This is a genomic window from Paenibacillus eucommiae, assembly GCF_017874215.1.
GTDB classification, from domain to species: Bacteria; Bacillota; Bacilli; order Paenibacillales; family NBRC-103111; genus Paenibacillus_AI; species Paenibacillus_AI eucommiae.
The window spans coordinates 398858-423845 of the sequence record NZ_JAGGLB010000003.1; the positions used below are offsets into that span (position 1 = coordinate 398858).

General features: G+C 44.6%; 17 protein-coding genes. 6 read left to right on the forward strand and 11 right to left on the reverse strand.

The features are described 5' to 3' along the window. Nucleotides 1–218: 218 nt before the first annotated feature. A complete protein-coding gene (locus J2Z66_RS07265) occupies nt 219–2297 on the reverse strand; it encodes a methyl-accepting chemotaxis protein (RefSeq protein WP_245375334.1) in 2079 nt (692 codons plus the stop codon). A gap of 279 nt (nt 2298–2576) precedes the next feature. On the opposite strand from J2Z66_RS07265, the gene J2Z66_RS07270 reads away from it, so the two are divergent. Further along, on the forward strand, nt 2577–3254 hold the full coding sequence (locus J2Z66_RS07270) for an SIMPL domain-containing protein (RefSeq protein WP_209970688.1): 678 nt from the start codon (nt 2577–2579) through the stop codon (nt 3252–3254). Between the two features lie 27 nt (nt 3255–3281). Here the strand turns inward: J2Z66_RS07270 and J2Z66_RS07275 are convergent, their stop codons facing one another. From J2Z66_RS07275 to J2Z66_RS07285, 3 genes are all read right to left on the reverse strand, one after another. Then, nucleotides 3282–6458, reverse strand: coding sequence for a bifunctional cytochrome P450/NADPH--P450 reductase (locus tag J2Z66_RS07275; RefSeq protein ID WP_209970689.1), 3177 nt, complete (start codon nt 6456–6458; stop codon nt 3282–3284). Between the two features lie 164 nt (nt 6459–6622). Beyond that, nucleotides 6623–6844 carry a hypothetical protein gene (locus tag J2Z66_RS07280; RefSeq protein WP_209970690.1) on the reverse strand — a complete coding sequence of 74 codons (222 nt, stop codon included), beginning with the start codon at nt 6842–6844 and terminating at the stop codon, nt 6623–6625. Nucleotides 6845–7143: 299 nt separating this feature from the next. Continuing rightward, entirely contained in the window at nt 7144–10632 is a 3489-nt protein-coding gene (locus J2Z66_RS07285; protein WP_209970691.1) for an FG-GAP-like repeat-containing protein, read from the reverse strand. 296 nt (nt 10633–10928) lie between these two features. On the opposite strand from J2Z66_RS07285, the gene J2Z66_RS07290 reads away from it, so the two are divergent. Genes J2Z66_RS07290 through J2Z66_RS07300 form a run of 3 tightly spaced genes read left to right on the forward strand, consistent with a single transcriptional unit; the run spans nt 10929 to nt 13025 of the window. Next, the gene (locus J2Z66_RS07290; RefSeq protein WP_209970868.1) at nt 10929–11543 is read left to right on the forward strand and encodes a superoxide dismutase; all 615 of its coding nucleotides are present in this window, start codon (nt 10929–10931) and stop codon (nt 11541–11543) included. Nucleotides 11544–11597: 54 nt separating this feature from the next. Beyond that, entirely contained in the window at nt 11598–12734 is a 1137-nt protein-coding gene (locus J2Z66_RS07295; RefSeq protein ID WP_209970692.1) for an Mrp/NBP35 family ATP-binding protein, read from the forward strand. Nucleotides 12735–12785: 51 nt separating this feature from the next. After that, complete coding sequence (locus J2Z66_RS07300; protein ID WP_209970693.1) at nt 12786–13025, forward strand: ferredoxin family protein; 240 nt, start codon at nt 12786–12788, stop codon at nt 13023–13025. Here J2Z66_RS07300 and J2Z66_RS07305 read toward each other — a convergent pair. After that, a complete protein-coding gene (locus J2Z66_RS07305; protein ID WP_209970694.1) occupies nt 12966–13970 on the reverse strand; it encodes a VOC family protein in 1005 nt (334 codons plus the stop codon). The genes J2Z66_RS07300 and J2Z66_RS07305 overlap by 60 nt on opposite strands. A gap of 207 nt (nt 13971–14177) precedes the next feature. Here J2Z66_RS07305 and J2Z66_RS07310 point away from each other — a divergent pair, with 207 nt between their 5' ends. After that, nucleotides 14178–14819 (forward strand): helix-turn-helix transcriptional regulator, encoded by a 642-nt coding sequence (locus J2Z66_RS07310; protein WP_209970695.1) that lies wholly within the window; start codon nt 14178–14180, stop codon nt 14817–14819. Nucleotides 14820–15369: 550 nt separating this feature from the next. Here the strand turns inward: J2Z66_RS07310 and J2Z66_RS07315 are convergent. The 3 genes from J2Z66_RS07315 to J2Z66_RS07325 are packed head-to-tail and all read right to left on the reverse strand — an operon-like array spanning nt 15370 to nt 18746. After that, entirely contained in the window at nt 15370–16278 is a 909-nt protein-coding gene (locus tag J2Z66_RS07315) for a carbohydrate kinase family protein (RefSeq protein WP_209970696.1), read from the reverse strand. Further along, entirely contained in the window at nt 16275–17327 is a 1053-nt protein-coding gene (locus J2Z66_RS07320; protein WP_209970697.1) for an SIS domain-containing protein, read from the reverse strand. Before J2Z66_RS07320 ends, J2Z66_RS07315 begins: the two co-directional genes overlap by 4 nt. 24 nt (nt 17328–17351) lie before the next feature. Beyond that, complete coding sequence (locus J2Z66_RS07325) at nt 17352–18746, reverse strand: family 4 glycosyl hydrolase (RefSeq protein ID WP_209970698.1); 1395 nt, start codon at nt 18744–18746, stop codon at nt 17352–17354. Nucleotides 18747–18845: 99 nt separating this feature from the next. On the opposite strand from J2Z66_RS07325, the gene J2Z66_RS07330 reads away from it, so the two are divergent. Next, on the forward strand, nt 18846–19700 hold the full coding sequence (locus tag J2Z66_RS07330; protein ID WP_209970699.1) for an AraC family transcriptional regulator: 855 nt from the start codon (nt 18846–18848) through the stop codon (nt 19698–19700). Between the two features lie 161 nt (nt 19701–19861). On the opposite strand, the gene J2Z66_RS07335 is transcribed toward J2Z66_RS07330, so the two are convergent. From J2Z66_RS07335 to J2Z66_RS07345, 3 genes are all read right to left on the reverse strand, one after another. Then, nucleotides 19862–22117, reverse strand: a complete 2256-nt coding sequence (locus J2Z66_RS07335) for a helix-turn-helix domain-containing protein (protein WP_209970700.1) — start codon at nt 22115–22117, stop codon at nt 19862–19864. Nucleotides 22118–22327: 210 nt separating this feature from the next. Continuing rightward, a complete protein-coding gene (locus J2Z66_RS07340; protein ID WP_209970701.1) occupies nt 22328–23944 on the reverse strand; it encodes a type 2 periplasmic-binding domain-containing protein in 1617 nt (538 codons plus the stop codon). 164 nt (nt 23945–24108) lie between these two features. Continuing rightward, nucleotides 24109–24987, reverse strand: a complete 879-nt coding sequence (locus J2Z66_RS07345; RefSeq protein WP_209970702.1) for a carbohydrate ABC transporter permease — start codon at nt 24985–24987, stop codon at nt 24109–24111. Nucleotide 24988: the final 1 nt, after the last annotated feature.

The window sequence follows — 24988 nt, forward strand, 5'->3', positions numbered from 1 at the left end:
CCACCAACAACCATTCCCTCTCTCAGTTGCAAAGTGCAAGCACACCACGCTCAAATGGACAGCACCAAGGCATCTGATTTCTGAGGAGAAGAGGGAGTGACTGCAATGAGCATTTGGACATCTGTGCGCAGATACCAAGAGGTAGGTACATAAGAAAAAGCCGTTCTCCACAAATCGGAGAACGGCCATGACGTGCTATAACTGCTATGGAGGATTACTTATTCCACCCTGAATTTAGAAAGCGTCGTTTTGAGGGAATCGGACAGCTCTTCCAGCTTGTTCGATAGCTTCACCAAGCCCTCGCTGATGCTCAGCTGCTCGGAGCTAAGCGAAGCAACCTCTTCCGAGGTGGCTAAGGACTCCTCTGCTACTGCACTGACATTCGTCATTGCATCGGAGAGCACCATCTGGGACTGATCCAGCGTGCTGATCGAGTCACTGACTGCGCTAAGCTGCTCAATAAACCCGCCCATGTGGCTGGCAACCTGTTGGAAAATAATATCCGCTTCTTTAACCGACAGGATCTGCTCCTGAAAGATTGGAGTCGCGTTCGATAGTACCTTAACCGTCTGGTCGATTTCACCTTGAATTGTCTCGGTGATTTGTCCGACTACGTCGATCGACTGACGAGACTGATCCGCAAGCTTGCGGATTTCGTCCGCTACAACCATAAAGCCTTTACCAGCAGCGCCTGCACGAGCGGCTTCAATCGTAGCATTAAGTGAAAGAATATTGGTTTGTTTCGTTAAGTTGTTGAGCACATCGAGAATTTTGCGGATGGATTTGGTGCTTTCCTTCAGGTTGTCAACCTTCTCAACCATCGAGCGCATCATATCCTCAGTCAGATTCGTCTTGTTGATCAGCTCAGACATATATTTGGTTCCCTGCTCGCTGGAGCTCTGAACATCTGCAGCTGAAGTGCCCATCTCAAGATTCGCTTCGATTACCTGTTTCATTTGCATACCGATGTGATGTGTCAACTCATTGCCTTTTTCCGACTCAGTTGCCAGTCCGGCTGCACCGCTTGAGATTTCGTCGGTCGCTATGGCAATTTCTCTAGCTGCAATTGCTGTTGTTTTGGACGAATTGGTCAGCTCAGCTGCCGTCTCCAGAACCTGTTGAGCAGAGAGGCTTGTCTGTTGAACCAGCGTCGTGATCTGCAGCATCATCGTATCAAAGCTCTCGCCCAGCTGGCCAATTTCATCTTGTGATTTATACCCGGCCCTAACTGTCAGATTCCCTTTCGCACCCTGCTGCATCAGATTGCGAAGATTAACAAGCGGCTTCCCGATCATCCGGACCATCCATAATCCAATCAGAACAGCAATAACAGCTGCAATAAGCGCTACAATCAAGGTGAAATTGAAAATTTTCTTGGCATCCTTGACAAGTGAGCTTACGGGCATAAAACCGATGATGTTCCAATCAGTAATATTGCTTTTATAAAATACGACGAGCTCATCTTGAGGGGTTTCAAAGGTACCTAGCCCTGCAGCCAACTGCTCTTCACTTAGCTGGATAATTGCATCCTTTTCCAAGTCACTATTGTCTTTAACCGCAATATTTTTGTTTTGCTGGTTAGTGATAATAATTTGACTCTGATCTCCCAATTCAATTTGTGCAAGCTCTTTATTCAGTACATCCGTACCAATTTCAAGGACTAGAACAGTTTCTCTGGTGCTGGTTGTGCTGCTGAGCAGTCTCCCGAGAGCAAAAGAGCTGCTCGTTTTCGAATACCCCTCTACCTTAGAATCCAGCCAAATGGCCGCGCCATTTGCTTCAACCACTTTTTTAAACCAATCAGCCTCAGCCATATTGTCAAAATCCTTGCTCTTTCCGTTGCAGCACATCGTAATTAATTGTCCGTCTGTACTGTAGAGCTGTGCCGATTTAATTGAACTGTTGCCTGCAAGAATGGAAGTGAATTTTTCGTCTATTAACAGAACAAGCTCTTTACGCTCATAGGCTGTATTATCGCCTTTAAGAATTTGAACATATGTATCGTGAAAATTACTATCAAGTGAAAGCTGCAGCGTAATGTCGTCATAAATGCGATACAGGTAATCCAGCTTCTGTCCTGCTTGCTTGATCGTCTGCTCACTGGAGTCGGACACTTTTTGCTGAATCACACTTCTGGAAACCTGATAAGAAAAAATACCCATGACCAGCACAAAGGACAAAATACTAATAAAAAATATAAGAAAAAGCTTCATACCAACTGATTTCAGTGGATTTGTGATGCGCACCTGCTTGAGTCCCTCCAGGTCCTTAGAACCAGTTTTGCTTTGATTTTTCATTTTTTTGGAATCTCCCATTTGGTTTATAATTCCTTTCTAGTTCTTTTTTCATAACTGAATTCGACACAGTCATACAATATCCTTTATGAAGCGCTCCCAAATTTTAAAAAAAGTAAATCCGCAGTCGCAGCTTACAGTTCAGATATGTAAAATCGTTTTTAACTCCCCCATACAATTCATCGACAAATAGAGCCTGAAAATAAAGAGTAGTCATGTAAAAGATAAAATTAAAATACATTACTAGTAACTATCCTATTAAAAATGAAAGGTGGTTGGCCTATGAATGACCCGCACTCCCTCATATCGTCTCCAGCGACGAATGCTTCATGCTCCCATAATAACAAGTGTTTGATTGAGGTCTCAGGCGAAGGCACAGTTTCTGCAGCACCTGACAAAACGATAATTGTGCTAGGAGCTACGACTGAAAACATAAGCCTGGCTGCTGCTCAAAAGGAAAATGCTGCAATAATAACGAATGTGGTGAATGCAATGATGAAATTGGGAATTCCGAAGGAGAATATTCAAACGATCACTTACAACATTGATACCCAATACAATTATGAGGATGGCAAACAAACGTTCCGGGGATACAAAGTGACGCACCTGCTGCAAATCAGCATCCCGAGCGTTAATCAAACAGGGCTTATCTTGGACACAGCGGTGCAAAATGGTGCCAACTCGGTTACGAGTATTCAATTTATGGTGGGACAACCAGATGCTTACTACAATCAAGCATTAACACTAGCCATTAGAAATGGCCAGCAAAAAGCAATGACCATAGCAAAAAGCTTCGGAGTGACTCTGGATAGAACGCCGAATCAAGTTCAAGAAGTAGCCCGTGGACATGAACCCTCGCCCTACCCGATTTCACTAATGGCCAAAAGTGAAGCCACTCCTATTCAACCGGGAGAATTGAAAATTTCTGCTGCAGTTCGGATCGTTTATTCTTTTAGTTAATCTTAATGTCGTACTTAAAAGAGGTACTTACAGCCCGGACCAAACGTCCTTAACATAACGCTGATTACGCTCCAGCTGAGCAAGCCATGCGCGGGACTCTTCCTCTGTGATACCGTGGGCATCGCCGTATGCGCTCCATAGAACATGTTCAACGGCTGGAGTCATACGGCTTCCATCCCCGCATATATAGAGCTTTCCGCCTTGATCCAGAAGTCTGATCCATTCCTTTGCATTTTGGAGCATCAGGTCCTGCACATAGGTTTTCGGATTCTCGCCAGATCGGGAAAATGCTGTATAGAGCGTTAGCAAGCCATCCTGCTGATAAGCTTCTAGTTCGTCCTGGTACAGGAAATCTTCATCAGGGTTGCGGCAGCCAAAATACAAATGAGCTTCCCCTAAACGTTTGCCTTCTTCCTTCCACACTTTCCTAGCCTGCAGAAACCCAAGAAAGGGAGCGACTCCAGTTCCTGGACCTACCATGATAATCGGTGTTTCCGGTTGATCAGGGAGCTGGAAGCCCGTCTCAGGAGTGCGGATAAAGGTAGCGATGGAAACTCCCGTCCCGCATTCTGCCAAATAATTGGAGGCCACCCCCCGGTATTCACCGCGACCATTCCAGGCTGGGCTTTTGACTACCCGTACGGTTATACTCGCGTGATCGGCGTGCTGCCTTGGCGAGCTGGAAATGGAATAGTAGCGCGGTTTAAGCGGCGGGAGCAGTTCCAAATAAAGCTCGAAGGCTATTTCGCACGCTTCATATTTTTCTAAAAGATCCAGCATGCTGACCCGTTTTTGCAAAACCTCAGTCTTGTAAGTATCTTCTTGCAGCAGCGACTCCAATTCCTGCCTATGAGGCGGACAAACCGTGGATTTCGCGAGTTCCCTAAGCTGGGCTCGTGTAGCAGGTTCCTGCAGTTCAACACTATGGCTTAGCAAATCAGCCAAGCTGACAGGCTTGCCAAGCGGAAGATGGGCGGCGCTCCGTCCGGTTGCATGAATAATCAAATGATCGTTACCGTCCAGCTTGAAGCGGCGTAAAACACGATCAACAAGCATCTGGTTATTTTGCGGCAGAACTCCCAAATGATCCCCTTCCTTGTAGCTGATGCCTTCTGGCAGTGAAACTACAATATGCCTTGTGCTCCGTTCGCTTCTTGGCGTCAACTCACGGTTTTCTTTAACACCACAGAGGAAGGCATCATAGTTCTCAGCAAGTGGATTATCAACTAGCCCGCTGACGAATTGGACACTAAGACTGCTGCGGTCTTGGGCAGCCTGCTCGCTGAACTTTAGGTTCAGGAAGTTCATAACGTCCGGCCACATCCGCTCCCTCCACACCTCGAGCTCCTTTTCAAAGTCACCGCTCGCATCCCCTTCTCCAGGTGGAGAAAGGCGCTCCGCCCCTTTGGCAGTAAGCTGCCGGTCGATAAACTTCGGTATTTCCTGGTAGGTGCTTGCCCAGTTATGATCACCACAGCCAAAAACCGTATACCGAACCCCGGTTAATTCACCTGGTTCCAATTTATCCAGCCATTCCACGAAGGCGGACGCATTGCCTGGAGGCTTCCCGTTATAGGAAGCTGTCACAATAAAGACGGCCCCTTCTTTAGGCAGCTTGCCTACATAAGCATCCAATGGAGCAACCTCGCTATTGAAGCCTTGGAAACGGGCAGTATCTGCCAGCTCCCTCGCAATACCTTCAGCCGTTCCAAGATTGGAGCCATACAGTACGAGCAAAGGTGTATTATGGGCTTCTACTCCAGGTGCAAAGGCCGGCTTCTTGATCTTCTCTTCAACTATCCTCTTCTCTTCGGCTGAAAGAGTAGCTGCGGCTTGATGGCCGCGTGATTTAACTTGTATCGTAAAACCGTCTGGTTTCAAGGTTAATGTTTCTTTGACCTTTAACTGGTAGTTGCTATGGTCAATAATCTCAAAGTGCTTTAGTACCATACCAAGTACAAGTGCTGCTTCTTGCAGCGCGAACTGCTGTCCGATACAAGCTCTCTGCCCGTTGCCAAACGGTTTATAAGCATGATGAGGGATTGCGCTCGGGTCCTCGAAGCGCTCCGGCTTGAATGCCTCAGCGTCATCGCCCCATGCATCGCGGTCCCTATGAAGAGTGGGGATCAGCACATTGACGCTGCCACCCTTTTGCACAGGAAATTCACCTGCAAGCATCGTGTCCTCTTTGGCAAACAGGGAGAATGCGGGAGCCGTTGGCCATAATCGTAAAGATTCATTCAGAATCATACGAATATATTTGAGCTCTCTGACCTGCTTATAGGTTGGAATGGGATCCTTCATAACCTGATCTACTTCTTCATATGCTTTCTGCAGCTTATCTGGATTTTTCAGAAGATAATACAGAGCGAAGGAAAGCAATCCGCTCGTGGTCTCATGACCAGCGATTAGGAATGTTATGATCTGATAACGGATATTTTCGTCATCTAATGATTCACCGGTTTCAGGATCTTTGCCGCTAAGCATATGGGCCAGCAGATCCTCCTCGCCCTGACTGCCATGCTCCTTGCGGTCTGCGATAATTTTGTCAACCAAAGCAAACATGGTCTGAATATCATGATTAAACTGGCGCTTTGTAATGACCATCAGCTTGTCCTTGAGGCCAAGCCTTTGCAGCTGGCTCATCGCTTCATCAAGCGCCCGTGTCATGCTGATAATAAAGGGATGAGGCTGCTCCCGGTAGAAGCTGTTGAAGCGATAATTAAAACCGCACAGGCCGATCGTATCCAGCGTCAAGCGAGTCATATCTTCAGGTACTTGAACACTCTCATCAGAGTTGAGGCGGGACCACTTCTGGACGAGCTGCACAGCCAGGTCAACCATCATACAATGGTAGCCCTGCATTGCACGCTGGCTGAAGCTTGGCAGCAGAATGTTGTGGGCCTTATGCCAATTCTCTTCCTCTGTCCAGCTGGTGAAAAGCCCGTCTCCGCCAAAAGCCCGGACCTTCTGCAGTGGAGCCCAGACATTCTTGTCAAACCGCGATTCGTCACACGCGTCCTTCACTAACTCATGACCGGATATATACAGATCTGATCTTCCAGGCAGGTCCATCCGGAAAATAGGGCCGAGTTCATCGGCAATCTTCATAATGGATTGTAATGGCGCATCCAGATTTATCTGCGGAAGGTTTCCTAGCGGCCCATAGGTTTTCGGCTGCGGTATGTTGCTTGTTTTAGTCATCTAATGCCCTCGCTTGTTGGGTGTGATATGACCTTATTTTTCCTGTTCGAGTAAATTTTATCCCCCTTTACTTAATTAAGTGAGACACCTTGCGGCGTCCTTTGATGTGTATGTTCATGGCGTCGGTGCATAACGGAGGGAATGGCTGTGGGCTCCAGCCGCTGTTAAAGATTTGTTCCCTTGAATGTGTCCATGAGGAGGTAGGAACAAATCTTTAAAGGCGGACGCTGCCGCTCTTCCTCCCACAGCCATTCCCTCTCTTTAGCTACAATCGCACGAACACCAGGCTCAAACGGACAGCCGGCAAGGGTTTTCTCTTTGTTGGATGAGATTTCGCAGCGGGCAGTGACGCTGGGATGAAACGACGAAGTTCGATGGAGCGCCATGAAGCGGCCCGCTATGAAGATCGATGAAGAGCTGCTGTTTTAGCGATGTTTTTCATCGTTAAAAGCACCAGGTCAGCACCACAACCTTACTTTAACGATGAAAAACATCGTAAAAATCAAGCGACAAGCACGAACAATCGGGAGAGGCCCGCTGCTATGCTGTTACTCTGTTACGATGTTACGCAATTACGCTGTTATGCAGCTAACGCCGCTGCGGGGGCTGCTACGGAATGCTCATCTCCAAACTAGCAAGCTAATAAAAAAAAGCGCCGCATCACTTCGCGGCGCCTTCTTCATGACTAAGGGTGCAGAATTTTCCATAAACGTGTTAGTGCCACAGCACTTTCAGCCCGGGTGATCTGTGCATTCGGCTCGAACCGATTGCCTTCCCGTCCCGTAAGAATGTTGTGATTGAAAGCTTCAAGCACAAATGGCTTGCCCCATACCGGGATTTCTTTATCATCGGCAAAAGATGTAGCCTCTTTACTATCAGCCTTCCACTTCATAGCTCTTGCCAGCATCGCAGACATTTCTGTCCGGCTGATAGTCGCATTGGGACGGAAGGTTCCATCCGGATATCCATTCACAATTCCTTGATCAACTGCGTATTGAATTGCTGCCTTCGACCATGCCGGAATTGTATTTCCGTCTTTGAACGATATGGAAGCATTCTCCGCGTTACCTGGCAGGCTTAGGGTCCGAAACAGCATCAATGCAAACTGAGCCCGTGTTACTAGACCATCCGGATTGAAGGCATGCTCTGAAACTCCATTAACAATACCTGCTTCTGCAGCCTCACAGATGATAGCTTTACCCCAGTGGCCGCTAATGTCTTTGAATGGGCATCCTGATTCTAGAGGATTGCCTACATTCGGATCAGTAGGTTTTACCCCTGTTGTTTCTTCAGGAGGCTTCACTTCTTTTGCATTGCGAACAATCGTAATGCTGTAATTTTTCACAGTACCATCTTCTGCTTTTACTGAGATAGAAATAACATTACTTCCTTCTTTCAGCCTGAAAGACTTCGAACCTTTAACCGTCTCACCACCAATGGTAACGATAGAAGCAGCGTCATCGGCTGCAAGCTGAATGCTTACATCTTCCAAATCCGTTACAGCTGTATATTGCATCACTTCCGGCTTAAATGCCGGTGTCAATACAGCCTTGCTATCAGCTTGAATGCTCAACGAGCTAAGCGCAGCATTGTTAGACAGCTTCTTCGGAGGTGCAGTATAAGGTGGCGCTTCATCATCTAAAATGGTAACGTCAGCACTTCTCAGACTTCCTAACATTGCCTCTGAAATAGGTGAAGCATCAGATAAGTTTACTTTAAAAGTTCTATTTCCATTATAGGAGTAGTTATTAATGATAGGAACCGTCAATGACTTGCTAGTTTCATTATTTTGAAAGACCAAAGTTCCTGTCACTGCTGTATAGTCCACGCCTGCGATAGCACTGCCATCTGAAGTCGTATAGACAACGCTTGTTACACCTGTACTGCTACCATCTCTGGTTACAACGAGAGTTACTTCTCCACTGCCACTATTCTCATTAACACTGACAGCAGTTGACTGCAGGTTCAGTTTCCACTTTGGAGGGATGCTGTTAAAGAGTGTAATATGATCCGAGAAAGTGTTTGCTGCAACTACGTCTGATTTCCCGTCTTTGTTAAAGTCACCAACCGCGATGGATCTTGGGAAGTTACCAGTGTCGTAATGAACTGCTGCTTGAACTGTTCCATCGCCATTCCCCTGCAAAATAGCAACATGATTACTAAAAGAATTGGCAACCGCTATATCTGGCTTCTCGTCACCATTGAAATCTCCAATAGCTACAGAGTAGGGATCACTATTTAATTCGAGGCTATAGGTTACTGCAGGTGCGAGCGTTCCATCCCCAGAACCCAGCAAAATAGACACATCACCGGAGTTATAGTTGGCAGCAACCACATCCAGTTTCCCGTCCTTATTTAAATCACTAACAGCTAAGGATCTCGGACTACTGCCAACACCGTAGTGGACAGCACTCTGGAACGTCCCATCCCCTTTACCCAGCAATACGGAAATGTTATTGGAGTTAGTGTTTGTAACCGTCAAGTCTGGATTTCCATCGGCATTTAAATCACCGACAGCAACTGCAGTAGGAGTACTTCCAGTATCAAAGTTAACGGCTGCCTTGAACGTTCCGTCTCCATTGCCTAGCAATACGGAAACATTATTGGAGGTTGCGTTTGCTACAGTCAAATCTAATTTTCCATCCTTGTTGAAGTCTCCAACCGCAACGGATACCGGTCTTACAGCAGCACCATACTGGACAGCAGCTTGAAAGGTCCCGTCCCCATTGCCTAGCAGAATTGAGACATCTTGAGAGGCGGAATTAGCGACCGCTAAATCTGCTTTACCATCCGCATTAAAATCCCCCACCGCTACCGAGTAGGGCTTAGTACCAGTGCCATAATGGACGGCGCTCTGAAACGCTCCAGCTCCATCGTTAAGTAAAATGGATACGTTGTTGGAGCCATTGTTTGCAACCGCTGCATCCAGATTACCATCGCCATTGAAATCGTTAACGATAACCGAGTACGGATCCATGCCTACATCGTAGTTGGCTGCAGTCTTCAGCTTTCCATCTCCGTTACCACGAAGAATGGTTAGTTTATTGGACAGATCATCCGGCAGGTAGTTTGCAACGGCTACATCCAACTTTCCATCCGCGTCGAAATCAGCAGCGGCAACCGCATACAGAAACCCGTCAACAGCATAGCTGGCAGACGTTTGTAAGCGGCCAGCTCCATCACCCAGCAGCACAGAAACGTTAAACGAACCCGAGTTTGCAACGACTAGATCGAGCTTTCCGTCATTGTTGTAATCACCAACAGCTGCTGAGCTTGGATAACTGCCAACATCATATTGAACAGGAGGCAGGAATGTTCCAGATACGTCTCCAGTCCCCAGCATAAGGGAAATATCATCTGAACCATTGTTTACTACTACCAAATCGGCATTTCCATCTCCATTAAAGTCACCAATAACGGTAGACTGGGGGCGAGCTCCCACATTGTATTGGACTGGAGTCCCAAACGAGCCGCTTGAATCTCCAGACCCCAGCAAAATGGAAACATTATTTGAGGATTCGTTTGTAACGACGAGATCCAATTCCCCGTCCTTATTAAAGTCATTCAGATTTACAGATATCGGGTTGCTGCCAACGCCAAAGTCGTAGTAGACAGCTGCTTGAAAAGTCCCGGTCCCATCCGCGTTCCCAAGTAGAATAGAAACATTATTGGAGTTGTAGTTAGCTACAGCTAAATCAAGTACTCCATCTCCATTCAAATCTCCCGCGGCTGCATATGTAGGATTTGTACCTGAAGGATAGTTAACTGCCGCTTGAAAAGCCCCATTACCATTTCCTAACAATATCGAAATATCACTCGAGCCATTGTTTACAACGGCCAAGTCCAGATTGCCATCTTTATTGTAGTCACCAATGGCTGCGGATTCGGGATTCGTGCCGACAGCAATTGTAGTTTCAGGGAGAAAATCCCCATTTCCATCATTGAGTAGTACCGAGATCGTATTTGAATCATAATTCGCAACGATCATATCGGGCTTCCCATCCTTGTTGAAATCGCCAACAACTGCCGAATGTGGTTTACTCCCCACTTCATAGTTAGCTGCACTTTCAAATAATGGCATACCATACGCTTGCATTGGCACTAACAACAGCATTAGGCTGATGGATCCTATCAACAGCTTCAATGGCATGCTCTTTCCGTTTTTTTTGTACATCTTCGTCATCTCTCTCCTCTTAATAAATGTCTAGTGAAATCGCAGCTTAGAGGTATTTCTCCATATGCTATCTCTAGCAGAAGAATTATAGCATACTCTCCATAGTTTTTAACCATTATTCAATTATTATTAAACATATATTTAAAGATATGATTTAGATATTACTATTTTGTGTCTTCGTCATAATTGAGAACCATTCTCTATTAGTATACTTTTTATATAAATATGTTGACTATGTATGTTTTTTTTAATACACTAGGGCTGTAATTCACTTTCCGAAGGAGGAGTTTTTGAACATGACTTACCAGCTGCCCCCTCTGCCCTACCCTGCAAATGCATTGGAGCCTTATATCGATGAACAAACCATGCTTATCCACCATGACCGCCACCACAATACTTATGTAACCAACTTAAATGCTGCACTGGACAAATACCCGGAACTGCAAAAGAAAAGTGTTGAAGAATTAATCCAGGAGCTCGATCAGGTTCCAGAGGAAATCAGGACTGTCGTACGCAATAACGGAGGTGGCCATGCCAACCACTCTTTATTCTGGGAAATTATCGCTCCTAATAAGGGCGGACTGCCTGGAGGTTCCTTAATTAAGGCGATTAACTTGCAATTTGGAGGATTCGAAGCATTTAAAGCAGAATTTTCAAAAGCGGCAATGGCCCGTTTCGGAAGTGGTTGGGCTTGGCTTAGCGTGGATAAGCGCGGTAATCTTAAAATTTCAAGCCTGCTTAATCAGGACAGTCCGATCATGGGCGGTTTAACACCTCTACTTGGTTTGGATCTTTGGGAGCACGCCTACTACCTCACCTATCAAAATAAACGTGCGGATTATGTCGCTGCTTTCTGGAATATCGTTAACTGGAATGAAGTGGAAAAACGTTTTGATGCCGTAAACAAATGATCTTTCACAAAGGTGCAACTCAGGTTGAAATGTACGATAGGCAGGTGCAGCCAGATGGAAAAAGAACAGATACTTAGGGCAATTGCCCACATCCTTGACGAGGAAAGCGGCAAACCGTTAGTACAAATTGGACTCATTCGCGATATTCTTGTTACAGGCAATCATGTTGCGCTCACACTTCTTCTTCACACAGAGGACGTTTTGAAACAAACTTACATGCGAAATGAGATTATTGAAGCTCTAAATAAAGCAGCAGTTTCCGGCATTCATGTTCGCATAAAGATCATACCGAAGGATGAATGGGATAAAATTGTTTCGAATCGCCTAGCACCTAGACCACTCTCAAAAGCCAGCTCAGAAGCGCTCTCTCCTATTCTGTCTCCAGAATCAGGTGTGCAATTTATCGCAGTGGCGAGTGGCAAAGGCGGTGTAGGTAAGTCAACAGTAACCGTCAATTTGGCCTTGGCATTGCAAAGATCCGGAAAACGCGTAGGCATTATCGATGCCGATGTATACGGTTTTAGTATTCCTGATATGCTCGGCATGGATAAAGTATCCTTAACCAACAAGAGTCGTATTGTGCCTGTTGAATTTATGGGTCTGCAACTCATATCAACCGATTTTTTTGTGCCTGACAACAATCCTGTCGTATGGCGGGGACCGATGCTTGGGAAGATGTTATCGACTTTTTTAAATGAGGTGGCCTGGTCGCCTATGGATTATATGTTGATTGATCTGCCGCCTGGAACAGGAGATATCGCTTTGCATGTACATCAGAAAATTCCCCATTGTGCGGAAATTATCGTGACAACTCCTCACACTGCTGCAAGTCATGTAGCCGCAAGAGCGGGAGCAATGGCCAAGCAATTGAAGCATAGAATTCTGGGCGTAGTAGAAAACATGTCGTATTTTCAAGATGCTGATCAGGGTAAAAAACATTATCTTTTCGGACGCATGGGTGGAATCCAGCTTGCAGAAGAGCTGCAGACGAAGCTGCTGGCTCAAATCCCAATGATTTCTGTAGAAGCGGACGCTTCAGAACCTGCAGACTCGCCTTCGGTGTTTCATCCGGATACAAGAAACGGCGCTATATTCACCGATTTGGCTAAACAAATTATGCAGCAGCTTTCAGATTCCGAGTCTGATTCCGCTTCCGCTTCAAATTCCGCTTCCGGGCAGATCAACAACTGAACCTAAACCATCAGAATCTAAAACATCAGAACCTAAAAGGATGTGAACAAAATGGCTTTTGTAATTATTGGAGGCTGTAGTGAAGAAAAAGCAGCTGATTGCGTGGACGTATGCCCTGTTGACTGCATACAGGAAGGTCCCGACCAGTATTATATTGATGCTGATATTTGCATCGATTGCGGAGCTTGTGAAGCTGCCTGTCCAGTAGGGGCGGTTGCCTGGGAAGATGATTTAAATGATGATGATAAAATCTACATGGAAAAAGCCGCAAATTTTTACAAGCAACAATAGAAAAAAAGAAATACACTTTCGGGCGTCCTTTGAGGAGCGTAGATGTGACGACAGTACGTGGGGAAGGGAGTAGGTGTGGGCTCTAGCCATTCCCTCCACAACGTACCACGTCACGAACACGCTCATCAAAGGACGCCTTAAAGCCTTTTTCTGATACAATCTCGAATGTGGCAAGTTTAACCGTGTAGGCAACTCTTCAGGAAATGTAGTTACTTTTAAGGAAAATGTATACTCATTTATCTTAAATGACAGTTCATCATCCCCCGCATAAACAATTTCTTTTTCTTCCAATCGGGCTTTGACTTTGTCAATATATTTACGATCTGTCACTCCAATGCTTACGTTCATTGTTGGGGGTAGCGCGAACATAGATATGGGGATCCATCTTCTTTTCTTTGAGCAAATAACGGCATGTGCAGTTCCCCCAATAGCAAATGTAAAAAGATCAGATACCTTGCCAAGCTTGAAGTCGAACAAATTAACTAACAATTCCCTGAAACTAATTACACTGTCTACAGGAAACCCAATTTCTCTGAGATTAAGGATTTTTAGCATACCGCTTGGAATCAGTACTTCCTCTTTAATGTATGTATGAGTGATGATTTCCAGTAAGTTCCCGTCTCCATCGCGAAAGTATAGATTGCTTCCATGCTCAAAATTATCAATAGTTCTGCCATCCGGCCATGCCAACAGCGAAACACCTGCTTTTTCCAACAAGCTTACTACAGAAAGAAATTCAGAGAAGGGCACTTCAAAGGCAATGTGCGCAGGGATGAGGGGCTCGTAGACTTCCTTGAATGTAAGGATGAAAACATCCGTGGGTTGAAACTGTATTTCGTCATCTGATTGGTACACGATAGGGAACTGTAATTGTTCATGATAAAACTGCTTTACACCGTGGATAGAAACGGTTTGCAGTTGAAGTTGAGAAAAGTGGGTAATCATGGACTTGTCACTTCCTTTCCTTTTTTATGGGTGCCATTGTAATGTTTAATTTATTATATATACATATTATATACATATGTTTAAAAAGTGGCAATCTTTTCTAGTTCAAGATTCAAAACTTTCTATATAGAAATGTTGACTTTTCTGAATTTAATTCATACAATAATTTTTACAGCTACAAATGTGTGAAAATAGGTGGTGGTGGCTTTGAAGAAAGATTCCGGTTTATCAACACGTGAGCAAATTGTGCAAATGCTGAAAACAAACGGTGAGTTGAGTACAAAAGACCTCACCGAACAGCTGGGTATCACAGGCATGGCCGTTCGCCGTCATATTGATGCCTTGGAGCGTGACGGATTAATAGAATCCCGCACCCTGCGCCAGCCTATGGGCAGACCTACAGCTATATATAGCTTAACTGAAGAAGCTGACAGACATTTTCCCAAGAAGTATCATGCTATTGCCCTTGATTTGCTAGGTGAATTAGCCAAAGAAGCTGGGGAAAGTCAGGTCAACCATCTTTTCGATATGCGTAAAGAAACCCTCTATAACAAATATTCCGGATCCATGGATCACAAAAATTTGGCAGAGAAGGTTTCCACGCTTGCAGATATTCAAAATGAAAATGGCTACATGGTCGAATGGCAGCAAAAAAATGAAAATGAATTCATATTAGAAGAGCATAACTGCCCTATCTCTAAAATTGCCAACAAATACAATCATGCTTGCCAATGCGAGCTAGGATTGTTTGAAAACCTGCTGGATGCAGACATTACCCGGACCGAATGCCTGGCAAAAGGCGGAAAAAAATGCGTGTATCTCATTCGTAAAAGAAATGAACAACAATAAAATTCCCTAAACGCCTTGAGGCGTCCATTGATGTGAGTGCGTGTTCGTGAAGCTAGTGCTTGGGGAGGTAAGGAGTATGGGCTCCAACCGCTGTTAAAGATTTGTTCCCTGATTAGAATATAAAAGGTGGAACAAATCTTTAAATGCGGACGCTATCGCTTTTCCACCCATACCCCTTACCTCTTTCAGCTACAATCGTACAAACACCAAGCTCAAACGGACAGCCAGCAAGGGTTTTTCTCTTGGTTAGAGGAGATTTCCAGCGGACGCAGGAGCTGTAGAAGAAGAGCTCACGCAGTTGAGGAGGACCTGATGCTTTAACGATGATTTTCATCGTTAAAAACATCAGGTCCTTTCCACATCCTTGCTTTAACGATGAAAATCATCGTTAAAATCCCTTTAAACCCACCTGAGAGATGAGAGAGCATTTGTCCTCTTTTAACGATGAATATCATCATTAACGTGACGGATTGACCTGGAACACTCGCTTTTACGATGGAAAACATCGTTAAGTAGCGTACATGATCATTTCGGCAGAGGGGGGCTGCGTTCACACTATCCTGACTTGACCTGCTATGCCGCCAGCCTTTGTGGTGCTCATTCCTCCACAATAGTTGCCTATACGCAAGCATTCTTGTATGTCGTGCCCTGAGAGAAAAGCGTATACAAATCCGGCGTTGAAGCTGTCCCCTGCCCCTACTGAATCGATGGGCTGAATGTCTTTAAGAGGCTCCGCTCTAAAGTACTTTCCTCCATTATAAGCGAATGCCCCCTTGGCCCCTTCTTTTACGACAATCAATGGAACAAATTCTTTTAACACCTGGATCGATTCTTCCACCGTCTCCTGCTTGGCTATCGCTTTTAATTCATTAACGTTCGGGAGGAAAATATCCACATAAGGTAAAATATCCCAAATGCCATCATCCCAGGTTTCTTGAGGATCCCAGTTTGTGTCGAGACTGATAGTCATCCCGCTCTGTTTGGCCTTCTGAACGATATGCCGCAAATGAGGCTGCAATGACTTCATCAAATAATAGCTTCCAATATGCAAGTGCCTCGTGAGAGAAAACAATGTCTCCGGGATATTGTCGGGTCCGATCGCATCAATCGAACCGGTATAAGTAAGAATCGCCCTGTCATTGACATCGCAAAGAGCGATACCCAGTCCTGTTTTACAGCTCTTATCCTTTTTCACATAATCCATAATCATCCCTGATTCCTGGAGACGTGCCAATACAAGTTCACCAAAAGCATCATCCCCCACAAATCCGACACCTACCGTATTCAACTGCAGTTTGGCTGTCTGAGAAGCAAAAATGCAGCAGGAGCCTCCAAGCTCAATGGAATAATCGCCGACAAGCTGCTCGGCTTGCCCAAATCTGGGAACCACATCTCCACCGCAAATCAGCAAGTCCACACATACGTCCATGAAAGTAAGTACATCGTAAGGTTTGGTCATAACGTTGTCGGACTCAATTGAATCCAAGGTGACAAGCCTTGTGGTGAATCCGGATTGACCCCCACTTGAAGTGCTTTATAATAGGCCAATCCCTGCATAACGAAGGAACCATAAAGCCCAATGATTTCAGCTGCCGCCCCCTGTTCTAGAGAAAACAGATCAACTGCTTGTTGGAATGTGCCTTCTTTTCCGATCGCTATGACTCCAGCACCTTTGGCCAGACAGTCCAGGGACAGCTCTTCCTCAAGGCGGGTCCCATTCCCTCCACTGCTGAACATGACAACCAACGTTTTGGAATTAACATTTACCATTGGACCGTGACGCAGTTCAAGCGTATTGTAAAAGGAAACCGGCACTTGGGCCATCTCCAGCATGATCAGTGCACCTTCGCAGGCCAAACCAAACAAACCACCATTGCCTAATGCGACCACATGATCCCACGGCTTTTCTGCAATACGCTTTAACCTGCCTTCATTCGTCCGGATTATCTCTACACATTCTTGTATATATCGGTCACTTTCCCGGAATAAACTGTCATCATTTGACCAAATGCTTGCAATAATGAACTGAGTTAAGTACAAACTGGAAAACGAACGAGTCTGACAAACACTCACTTCATTGCACCATGGCAGAAAGAGGCTTAAGTCGGAAAGCTGCGCAAGTGGACTATTCTCATATTCGACAATGCTAAGTACAGGAGCCTGATACACATTTTTCATCAGGGCTATCGCCTCTATGGTTTCCGATGTTGATCCCGAACGGGATGGAGCCACAATTAAAGGCTTTCTGTAGGACTTTCTATAAAAATCTGGATTGAGTAAAACTTCACCGCTAGCAACCGTATAGCATTTAATTCCAAGCTTACTTTCCATCGTGACGGCTGCCGAGAGAGATCCCCAATAGCTGGAGCCACAGGCAACAAACACAATTTCTTCCGGGGCGTTGCTATTAAAAAACTGAAGAAGAGCTTCTCTTTGTGACAATATATAATCATACGTTTCTCTTAAACTTTTATACTGCTGGAAAATTTCATGGTATGAGTGATTCATGTCGCATCTCCACCTTTCAGATTGTTAAACTTGTCTAAGTTCGTTAGCGAATTGCGGCAAATGCTCTTGATGTACGAGCAGCAATTCATCCGCCAGACGTTCTGCTGTCGACTCATCCGTTACCGAACCATCCAGCAGCAGCGCTTCCACGAAATATTTACGGCTTCCGGTAAGTGCCGCTTTCACTGTCATATCAACCACTGCTATTCTTTTTGTTAATGTCGCAGCTGCAATCTCGTTAAAATTTGGTATATGAAGCGGATAAAATCCGTTCCCCGTCGCTACGGCAGGCAGCTCTAGCACACTATGTGCCGGAAGATTGGATACAGCACCACCATTGGGCATATTCACGGAAAACGTTTTACGCTCGTCGTGATACAGGGAGCGCAGAATCTCAACCAGTTGTTCATGTTCTCCGGAGGTCCGTTCCAACAATTGAAAATCCATTGCTTTTTTCCCTAAAGCCTGATCATGCATGTCCTGATAGATTTGATCGCCGTAGGCAATTACCTTTTCAAATGAAAATGCATCTACACCCAGCTGCTGTTCGTAATAACGCCCTTCCGGAAAGCGTTCCGGAAAAAATTCAACCACATGCCGGTCCAATACAGCCGGGAATGCCCCATATCTTTCGTACAGCGACCAGGAAAACGGATTATCCAAATGCTCGCTACTATCAGGCACTTTTCCGCCCATCTCAGGAAAAGAATCAGCCATCTTTAGATGAGGATCCATGTTGCTTTTCTTCACTGCCAGCTGCCTGTCGATTTCATCCCACAAATTAAGACCTTCATATCTTAAATCGAAGATAAATGTAAGGTGATTGAGACCTACAGCTAAGGAACTTACTTTCTCTGGAGGGACACCGGCAAATCTGGCTAAATAATGTTCTACGTGAAAGACACCATGGCAAAGTCCAATCATTGGGCTATCCATTTCACAGCGAACAGCCTGACATATGGCTGACATCGGATTCGAATAATTAAAGAAATAGGCTTCTGGACATAATGCCTTTACATCATGGGCAATCTCAAGCATTACAGGAATCATCCGCAATGCTCTGGAGATCCCCCCAGGCATACTCGTATCGCCAACCGGCTGAAATATCCCATATTTCCTCGGTATAAAAACATCCTGCTCCCAAGCTCTTCTCCCGCCAACTGCAATCGTTGTGATCACCACGTCAGCGCACGGCAGCACTTCACAGCGATCCAGCGAGGAGCTAATAAGCAGATCTGCCTTTGTGTGTTCAATCATTTTGTGAGCTAGTCTGGTGATCGATTCCAGTGCCAGCAAATCGATATCAACGAGGCTGATTTCCCATTTACCAAAGTTCTGCGCTTGAATGAAATCAGCAATCAATCCCTGCGTGAACATTGCACTCCCGGCGCCAATAATCACTAGTTTTTTACGCTTCATTTTTCTACCTCTCCTTATATGGACTTATCGATTATTGTTGCGGTATAATAACAAGTGTATTTCAAGCAAGAATATCCCACTTGTTAAGGACGGATGCTTATGAAACACCAGTATGTTTATCGGATCCCTGATCAATTGGACAAAGGTCATCACAGCCGTGAGGACTATTTGCTGATCAACTGTCTCGGATATGAATACGACGAACCAGCCGGCTTAGCTAATCGCGAACAGGGGCGGGTCGATTTTCTGTTATCTTATCTTCACAGGGGTACCATGAAGGTAAAGATCGCTAATCAGGAACAAATCATCTCTGCGGGGACTGTGTTTATAGGCAAACCTTATGAAAGACAGTATTATGCGAAAATTGGGGAAGAACCGACAGAAAGCTATTGGCTTCATTTCACAGGTTATGGGGTTACCGAGCTGCTGATTAAAGCCAAATTATGGGGGGATAGCTTCTTTGTCACCGGCATCAATGACGACATCCCGCGGTTGTTCGAGCGGATTATTGAAGAGGAAGCCGAAAGGCAGATCAACTTCGAGCACATATCTGCCTCACTCCTTCAGGAGCTGATTTTCACCATCTCGCGCAACATATCGATCAAAGAGCAAATAAAGGATATGAATCCTAGAGAACTCGATTTGCACACATCCTTCAATCTGCTGCATAAGAACTATGCCAAGAAACTAACGGTAACTGAGCTTGCCGCCCACATCGGTTTGAGTACAAGCCGCTACACAAGCGTCTTCAAGCAATACACGGGACTTTCTCCGCAGCAATATTTAATTCAATACCGTCTGCAGAAAGCTAAGGAGCTAATCAATAACACTCAGTTGAACATTAGACAAATTGCCGCTCTAGTAGGCTTTGATGACCAAATGTACTTCAGCCGTTTATTTAAAAAATATGAACATATGTCCCCCATCGAATTTCGTAAAAAAAGTCAGCTTTAAAGTCAGCTTTAAGGTCTGTTTTAATAATGATTCATCATCAATCCTCCATTCCATTCCTTAGTCCCTTGGATTAAATTATACTATCCGGACAACTGAAATAGATATGAAGAGAATCATTCAATATATGGACAAATCGATTATTTGTAATAAATTCCTGTCAATTACTCCCCGTTCGGAACCGCTTTAGCGGGGTCCTGGTCCACGACTATTTTGCGTGAATTTCGATATTGGATTGGAGTTACAGCATAATGTTCCTTGAACTTGGTGCAGAAATATTGCACGTTTCGGTAACCTACCTGGGCTGCGATGTCCTTAACGGCGGTCCTTTCATTTCTTAGAAGCTCTGCCGCACGATGCAGCCGGCGTTTCGTCATATATTCCGAAAAGGAGACTTTCATAACGGTCCCGAATAAAGTGGAAATATAAGAAGGAGACAAAGAAGCTTTCTGGGACAACAAATCTAGTGAAATATCTTCATCCAGGTGAGAATCGATATATTGTTTCAATTCGAGGATGACTTCCTCGTGGCTGTTTATGGAATGTGCTTCTAGCTGCAGGATCAACTCGTTGCATATTTCGCGAATTCCTTGAATCGTTTCGTGCAGCGAGATCTTTTTGTAATTGGCAAACAAATCGGATATGGATATATACTTCTCCACAGCGTTCCACTCTACCATCACTTGCGCCAATGTATTGACCAATTGGTTGAGGGAAAGCTCAACGGCCTCCATCGTTACTGCCTGACTGCATAGTGACTGCGCAAAATCGCTCAAAAATCCGTCCAAGGCTTCCCGATTCCCCGCTTTGAGTGCATTCTCAAACAGGTTGTATTTAAACAGACCTACCAATCCCTGACGTTCACTGATATCTAAATAGCTCAACATTTTTCGGTCCGGATAAAGGAAAAAATACTGGAATACCTCATTTGCATTACGATAAGAAAGATGTATACGGTCAAGCGAGAACTCCGCAGACCCCACAGCGCATTTAAAGGAATCACCCGTTTGATTCATGATCGCAAAAAACTTCTTAAGATCCTCTTCGATCCACTTCATAAAGCCGCCGCCGCCGCTTTCCATCATTGCTATTTCCTCAAAAAACAAAACGACAATTTCATCATCGCGGGTCACAACGGATTCATAATGATAGCTGTGGCACATGCGGTCAAACTGAGCTTTAATCTCTTCTGCCGCACCGGATGCGGTCTTAATCATCGTAACGATATAGCTGCAGTTCAGCGGGATCTTCAAATCGCCTTTCAGGTTGGAAATACTCCCGTTAAGTATCTGGATAAGCTGTTTGGTCTTGACTTCATCTTCCAGGTGGGTGATTTTCTTTTCCAGAAAGAGAATGGCATTATCCAAAGTTTTGTATTCGTTGTTTGGCTGGAACGGCTTGGGAACATCATAAAGATTACGTATGTTGAACAGCAATTTTTTGAGGGGCATATAGAACCTTCTGGACAGGAAATAGGAAAAAATCAATCCGAATATCAGAACGATGATACAGATTAAGAGAATCTCTGCTTTAAAATTTTTGGCCAATAGAGCAAAGTTATTCATCGGCCTGATCATGACATAGCTCCACCCCTGCTTGGAAGCAGCCGGCGGCAAATAAGAGACGACATTTTCCTGACCGTCCCCTTTATCCAGCAGAAAATCGCTCTTTGTATCCTTTTTTAATTTTTCAATCAACTGCATGTCATGTTCGCTTTGGGGCAGCGCACTGAGGAGCAAATTATGGTTTTCATCAAAAATATATATATTTTCCTTAGATGCTTGCAGCATATCCTGGTATAGCAATGTCATCTTAGGCAGACTTATATCGATATACATGTAACCTTGAATCCGTTCTCCAGTCGCTTTGTAAGGAAGCGTATAAACATAAGTAAGCAAATCTTTCCCGTTGGCAGACGTACGATGAAACCAGTGATAAGGCTCTATAGATGGCAGTTCATCTATGAATGCAGTGTCAAAATGGCTTTGCGGACTTTCATAAAAGTATTCATGATCAACTAGAAAATTGTCCTTCTTAAAAAACAATGTAATATTGTCTGTTTCCGTAAAGGTGTAAATGCTGTTATTTAAATTCTGCACCAGTTGAACGATGCGGAATTGATTGTCCTTAATCGGGTTATTCAAAAAATAAAACAGCTCCTGCTCTGAAGGCTTCTCTATAGATGGAAGTGTTTTGTTCAAAAACGTTTCCTCATATTTATTCAGCAAGGACTGCTCTGTGAAATCACTCATTTTTTCCAGACGGTATTTGCTTTCAGCAGAAATTTCACGAACCATAATATCATTGGCCCGTGTAAACAAAAAGATGCCTATGACCCCAACTATAATCACGGCAAAAATGCTATAGGATATAATCATAAGGGTTAAAACGTTGTTTTTGAACTTAGTCCTGTATTTCATAGTGAAGCTCCCCCTCTCAACTACTTTATGTATGCGCTTCCACTAAATGTTTTCGAATGAAGGCCTCTAGGTAACTATCATTATAACAAGTCTGATGTGAAATTGCTGTTGTAGTTTTTTACCATGCTTGTAAACATACAAATATCGGTTCCGATTCATAAGGAATCGGAACCGCAGCTGCTTTGATCCAACAAATTGGCTATTTCAAGCTTACTTCATACTGGCATACGTTTGGTTGGCCTCATCTGTCAGCGCCTTGCCGCCAGCATCATTCCAGGTTTGAAGCCATTTGTCCCAACCGCTTTCCAAATCGATCTGCCCGGTAATAAATTTGACCCAGTATTCGTTTTCCAGATTACCAAGATCCGGGTATTTCGTTTTGGATGGCAGCGGGAACGTTAATGCATCGCGCAGTTGTAGAGTACCCGCGTTTACTTTTTCACGGTAGTCCAAAGAATCCTTCGTTTGATCAAAGTGGTACATATTTGCCGAGCCCATCAGTACATTGTAGAAACTGCCGGCACCAACTGAAGAGCCCAGTTTGGCCATATCGCCAAAATCACCGATCGGCTTAGCCACACCGTCCGCAGTCATTTCATAGTGAGTGCCCTCTTCACCAAATCGCGATAATAAATACGCTTTGTCATCTGTAATCAGGTAATCAATAATTTCCATGATTTTGTGCATCTTTGCCTGATCCTTCTCCAGCTGCTTGCCAAAGCTTAGCATGCCGCCTGCCGGACCCCAGCCGAGTGCTCTTGCCGGACCATTAGGACTATCAAGTCCCTGCCCCACCACATGCTCATTGCCTGCCGCCTTCGCTTTACCTCCAAAGCTGCCGGAATTTTCCGGGTAATAATGATACCAGAATCCTAGGTCGGTCACCCCAACGCGCCCGTTTATACTCTTTTGTTGGACTTTGAGCTCATCATCCGTAATAAACTCCGGATCAATGACACCATCTTTATATAATTTATTAAGAAGCTTAAAGCCGTTGCGGGCTTGCTCAGTTGTGAAGCCGTATTGTAAATTACCATCTTTATTCACCGTCCACTGGAACGGATTGATCTGAAAGGCAGAAAAGATCGCAGTGAAGGAACCCATTGAAAAATCCTTGCCCCGGTCCGTCATGCCATAGGTATCCTTCTTGTTGTTACCATCGGGATCATCATTAGTGAATTTGTACAATACATCAACAAATTCATCCAGCGTCTTTGGAGCATGATCATATCCGATTGCGGTCAGCCATTTCTGGTTATAGGCCGGCAGGAAGAAGGAAGCGCCTTCCATCCAGTAACGCGGAATCCCCATCATTTTGCCGTTCAGCATGACACCGTCCCAAAGTGATTTATCCACCTTGTCAATATTTGCTGCATTGGTCGGCATATGTTTGCGGACATCATCCAAATTCAGCTCTGCCATTAAACCTTGGTTGGCATATTTGTAGAATTGTTCGCTGCCTTCTGTGATCCACATATCAGGCACAACGCCAGATGCCAGCTTAATATTCAACTGGTCCTCATAATTGCTGCGGTCGATGCGGATGTTTGTAATCTTGACATTGAACTTATCTTCAATAAACTTTTGTACCATGTTCCCGTCTTTATCCGGCGGGTATATCCCCAACCATGAGATTTCCATAGGCTTGCCCGAATCACTGCTCTGAGGACTGCTGCTTGGGTTTGAACCGCTTTCATTACTTGGAGTGCTCGTTCCTGTTCCCTTATTCCCGCTGCCGCAGCCTGCAATCATGCTGACCATCATCATTACAGCGATACATAGAACCAAATACTTTCTTCTTGCATGTTTCCTTGACTTGCTGTCCATACTGTTTCCTCCCTTGTTATGATTGTGCAACATTTTGGTTAAGCAAATTCAGAATAGGGTATTTTCCGGCCATTTTATATGTTAAATTCATTGATTTTGGTTTGTTTTTTTTCAATTCAACGACTATAATCCTTTTTTCAAACTGAAATGAATGAAATTATAACTTATCCTTTCAGTGAACCCACCAGAATTCCCTTCACAAAATACTTTTGAAGAAAAGGATAGAAGCACAGAATAGGAAGCGTTGTAACCATTAGCACTGCCGCGCGGATCGTGTCCGGAGTAGCTTGTGTATTCAGTGAAGCCATCATGTCGGCCATATCATTGCCGGAGTTTTGAATGATTAATTTCCTCAGGAAAATCTGCAGCACTGTTTTATCGGGATCCTGAACATAAATCATAGCCAGAAACCACTCATTCCAGTGATAAACTGCGGTCCACAAAGCAATCGTAGCCAGAATGGGCATGGACAGCGGAACGATAATTCTGAACAGAACTGAAATATCATTCGCTCCGTCCATTTTTGCCGAATCCTCCAATTCCTCAGGAATTCCCATAAAGAAGTTTCTCATAATCAGCATGGAGAACGTCTGATAGAGGACGGGAATAATATAAGCCCATCTCGAATCGTACAGTCCCAAGCTCTTGACTAATAAAAAGGTCGGGATCAAACCACCGCTGAAAAACATCGTGAAGACGATAAACAAGGTCCAGAAGCCGCGGTTCGGCAATGTTTTTTTGGATAAAGCATATCCGCTCATGGTCATAAAAATCAAGGAAAGGAATGTCCCAACTACTGTCCGAAAAATAGTATTGCCAAAGTCCCTCCACAGGCTGTCGGAAGCAAACACCGTTGCGTATGCGTCCAACGATCTTTCCAAGGGAAAGATGTGTACTCCATATCGAAGCGCTTCTTTTGTCGTACTGAAGGAGATCGACAATTCATGAATGAATGGATACACCATCATAATAGACAGAACCGATATAAATACAACTAGAAAAACCTGAAACAGCTTCTCGCCTATAGTCATGTAAGGTGTCATC

Bases quoted from the DNA above. Each gene is read 5' to 3' on its own strand.
- J2Z66_RS07315 (WP_209970696.1), bottom strand. From the start codon at position 16,278: ATGACCAAACCTTACGATGTACTTACTTTCATGGACGTATGTGTGGAC.
- J2Z66_RS07265 (WP_245375334.1), bottom strand. From the start codon at position 2,297: ATGAAAAATCAAAGCAAAACTGGTTCTAAGGACCTGGAGGGACTCAAG.
- J2Z66_RS07295 (WP_209970692.1), top strand. From the start codon at position 11,598: ATGGAAAAAGAACAGATACTTAGGGCAATTGCCCACATCCTTGACGAG.
- J2Z66_RS07335 (WP_209970700.1), bottom strand. From the start codon at position 22,117: ATGAAATACAGGACTAAGTTCAAAAACAACGTTTTAACCCTTATGATT.
- J2Z66_RS07345 (WP_209970702.1), bottom strand. From the start codon at position 24,987: ATGACACCTTACATGACTATAGGCGAGAAGCTGTTTCAGGTTTTTCTA.
- J2Z66_RS07270 (WP_209970688.1), top strand. From the start codon at position 2,577: ATGAATGACCCGCACTCCCTCATATCGTCTCCAGCGACGAATGCTTCA.
- J2Z66_RS07285 (WP_209970691.1), bottom strand. From the start codon at position 10,632: ATGTACAAAAAAAACGGAAAGAGCATGCCATTGAAGCTGTTGATAGGA.
- J2Z66_RS07325 (WP_209970698.1), bottom strand. From the start codon at position 18,746: ATGAAGCGTAAAAAACTAGTGATTATTGGCGCCGGGAGTGCAATGTTC.
- J2Z66_RS07305 (WP_209970694.1), bottom strand. From the start codon at position 13,970: ATGATTACCCACTTTTCTCAACTTCAACTGCAAACCGTTTCTATCCAC.
- J2Z66_RS07320 (WP_209970697.1), bottom strand. From the start codon at position 17,327: ATGAATCACTCATACCATGAAATTTTCCAGCAGTATAAAAGTTTAAGA.
- J2Z66_RS07330 (WP_209970699.1), top strand. From the start codon at position 18,846: ATGAAACACCAGTATGTTTATCGGATCCCTGATCAATTGGACAAAGGT.
- J2Z66_RS07300 (WP_209970693.1), top strand. From the start codon at position 12,786: ATGGCTTTTGTAATTATTGGAGGCTGTAGTGAAGAAAAAGCAGCTGAT.
- J2Z66_RS07290 (WP_209970868.1), top strand. From the start codon at position 10,929: ATGACTTACCAGCTGCCCCCTCTGCCCTACCCTGCAAATGCATTGGAG.
- J2Z66_RS07275 (WP_209970689.1), bottom strand. From the start codon at position 6,458: ATGACTAAAACAAGCAACATACCGCAGCCGAAAACCTATGGGCCGCTA.
- J2Z66_RS07280 (WP_209970690.1), bottom strand. From the start codon at position 6,844: ATGGCGCTCCATCGAACTTCGTCGTTTCATCCCAGCGTCACTGCCCGC.
- J2Z66_RS07340 (WP_209970701.1), bottom strand. From the start codon at position 23,944: ATGGACAGCAAGTCAAGGAAACATGCAAGAAGAAAGTATTTGGTTCTA.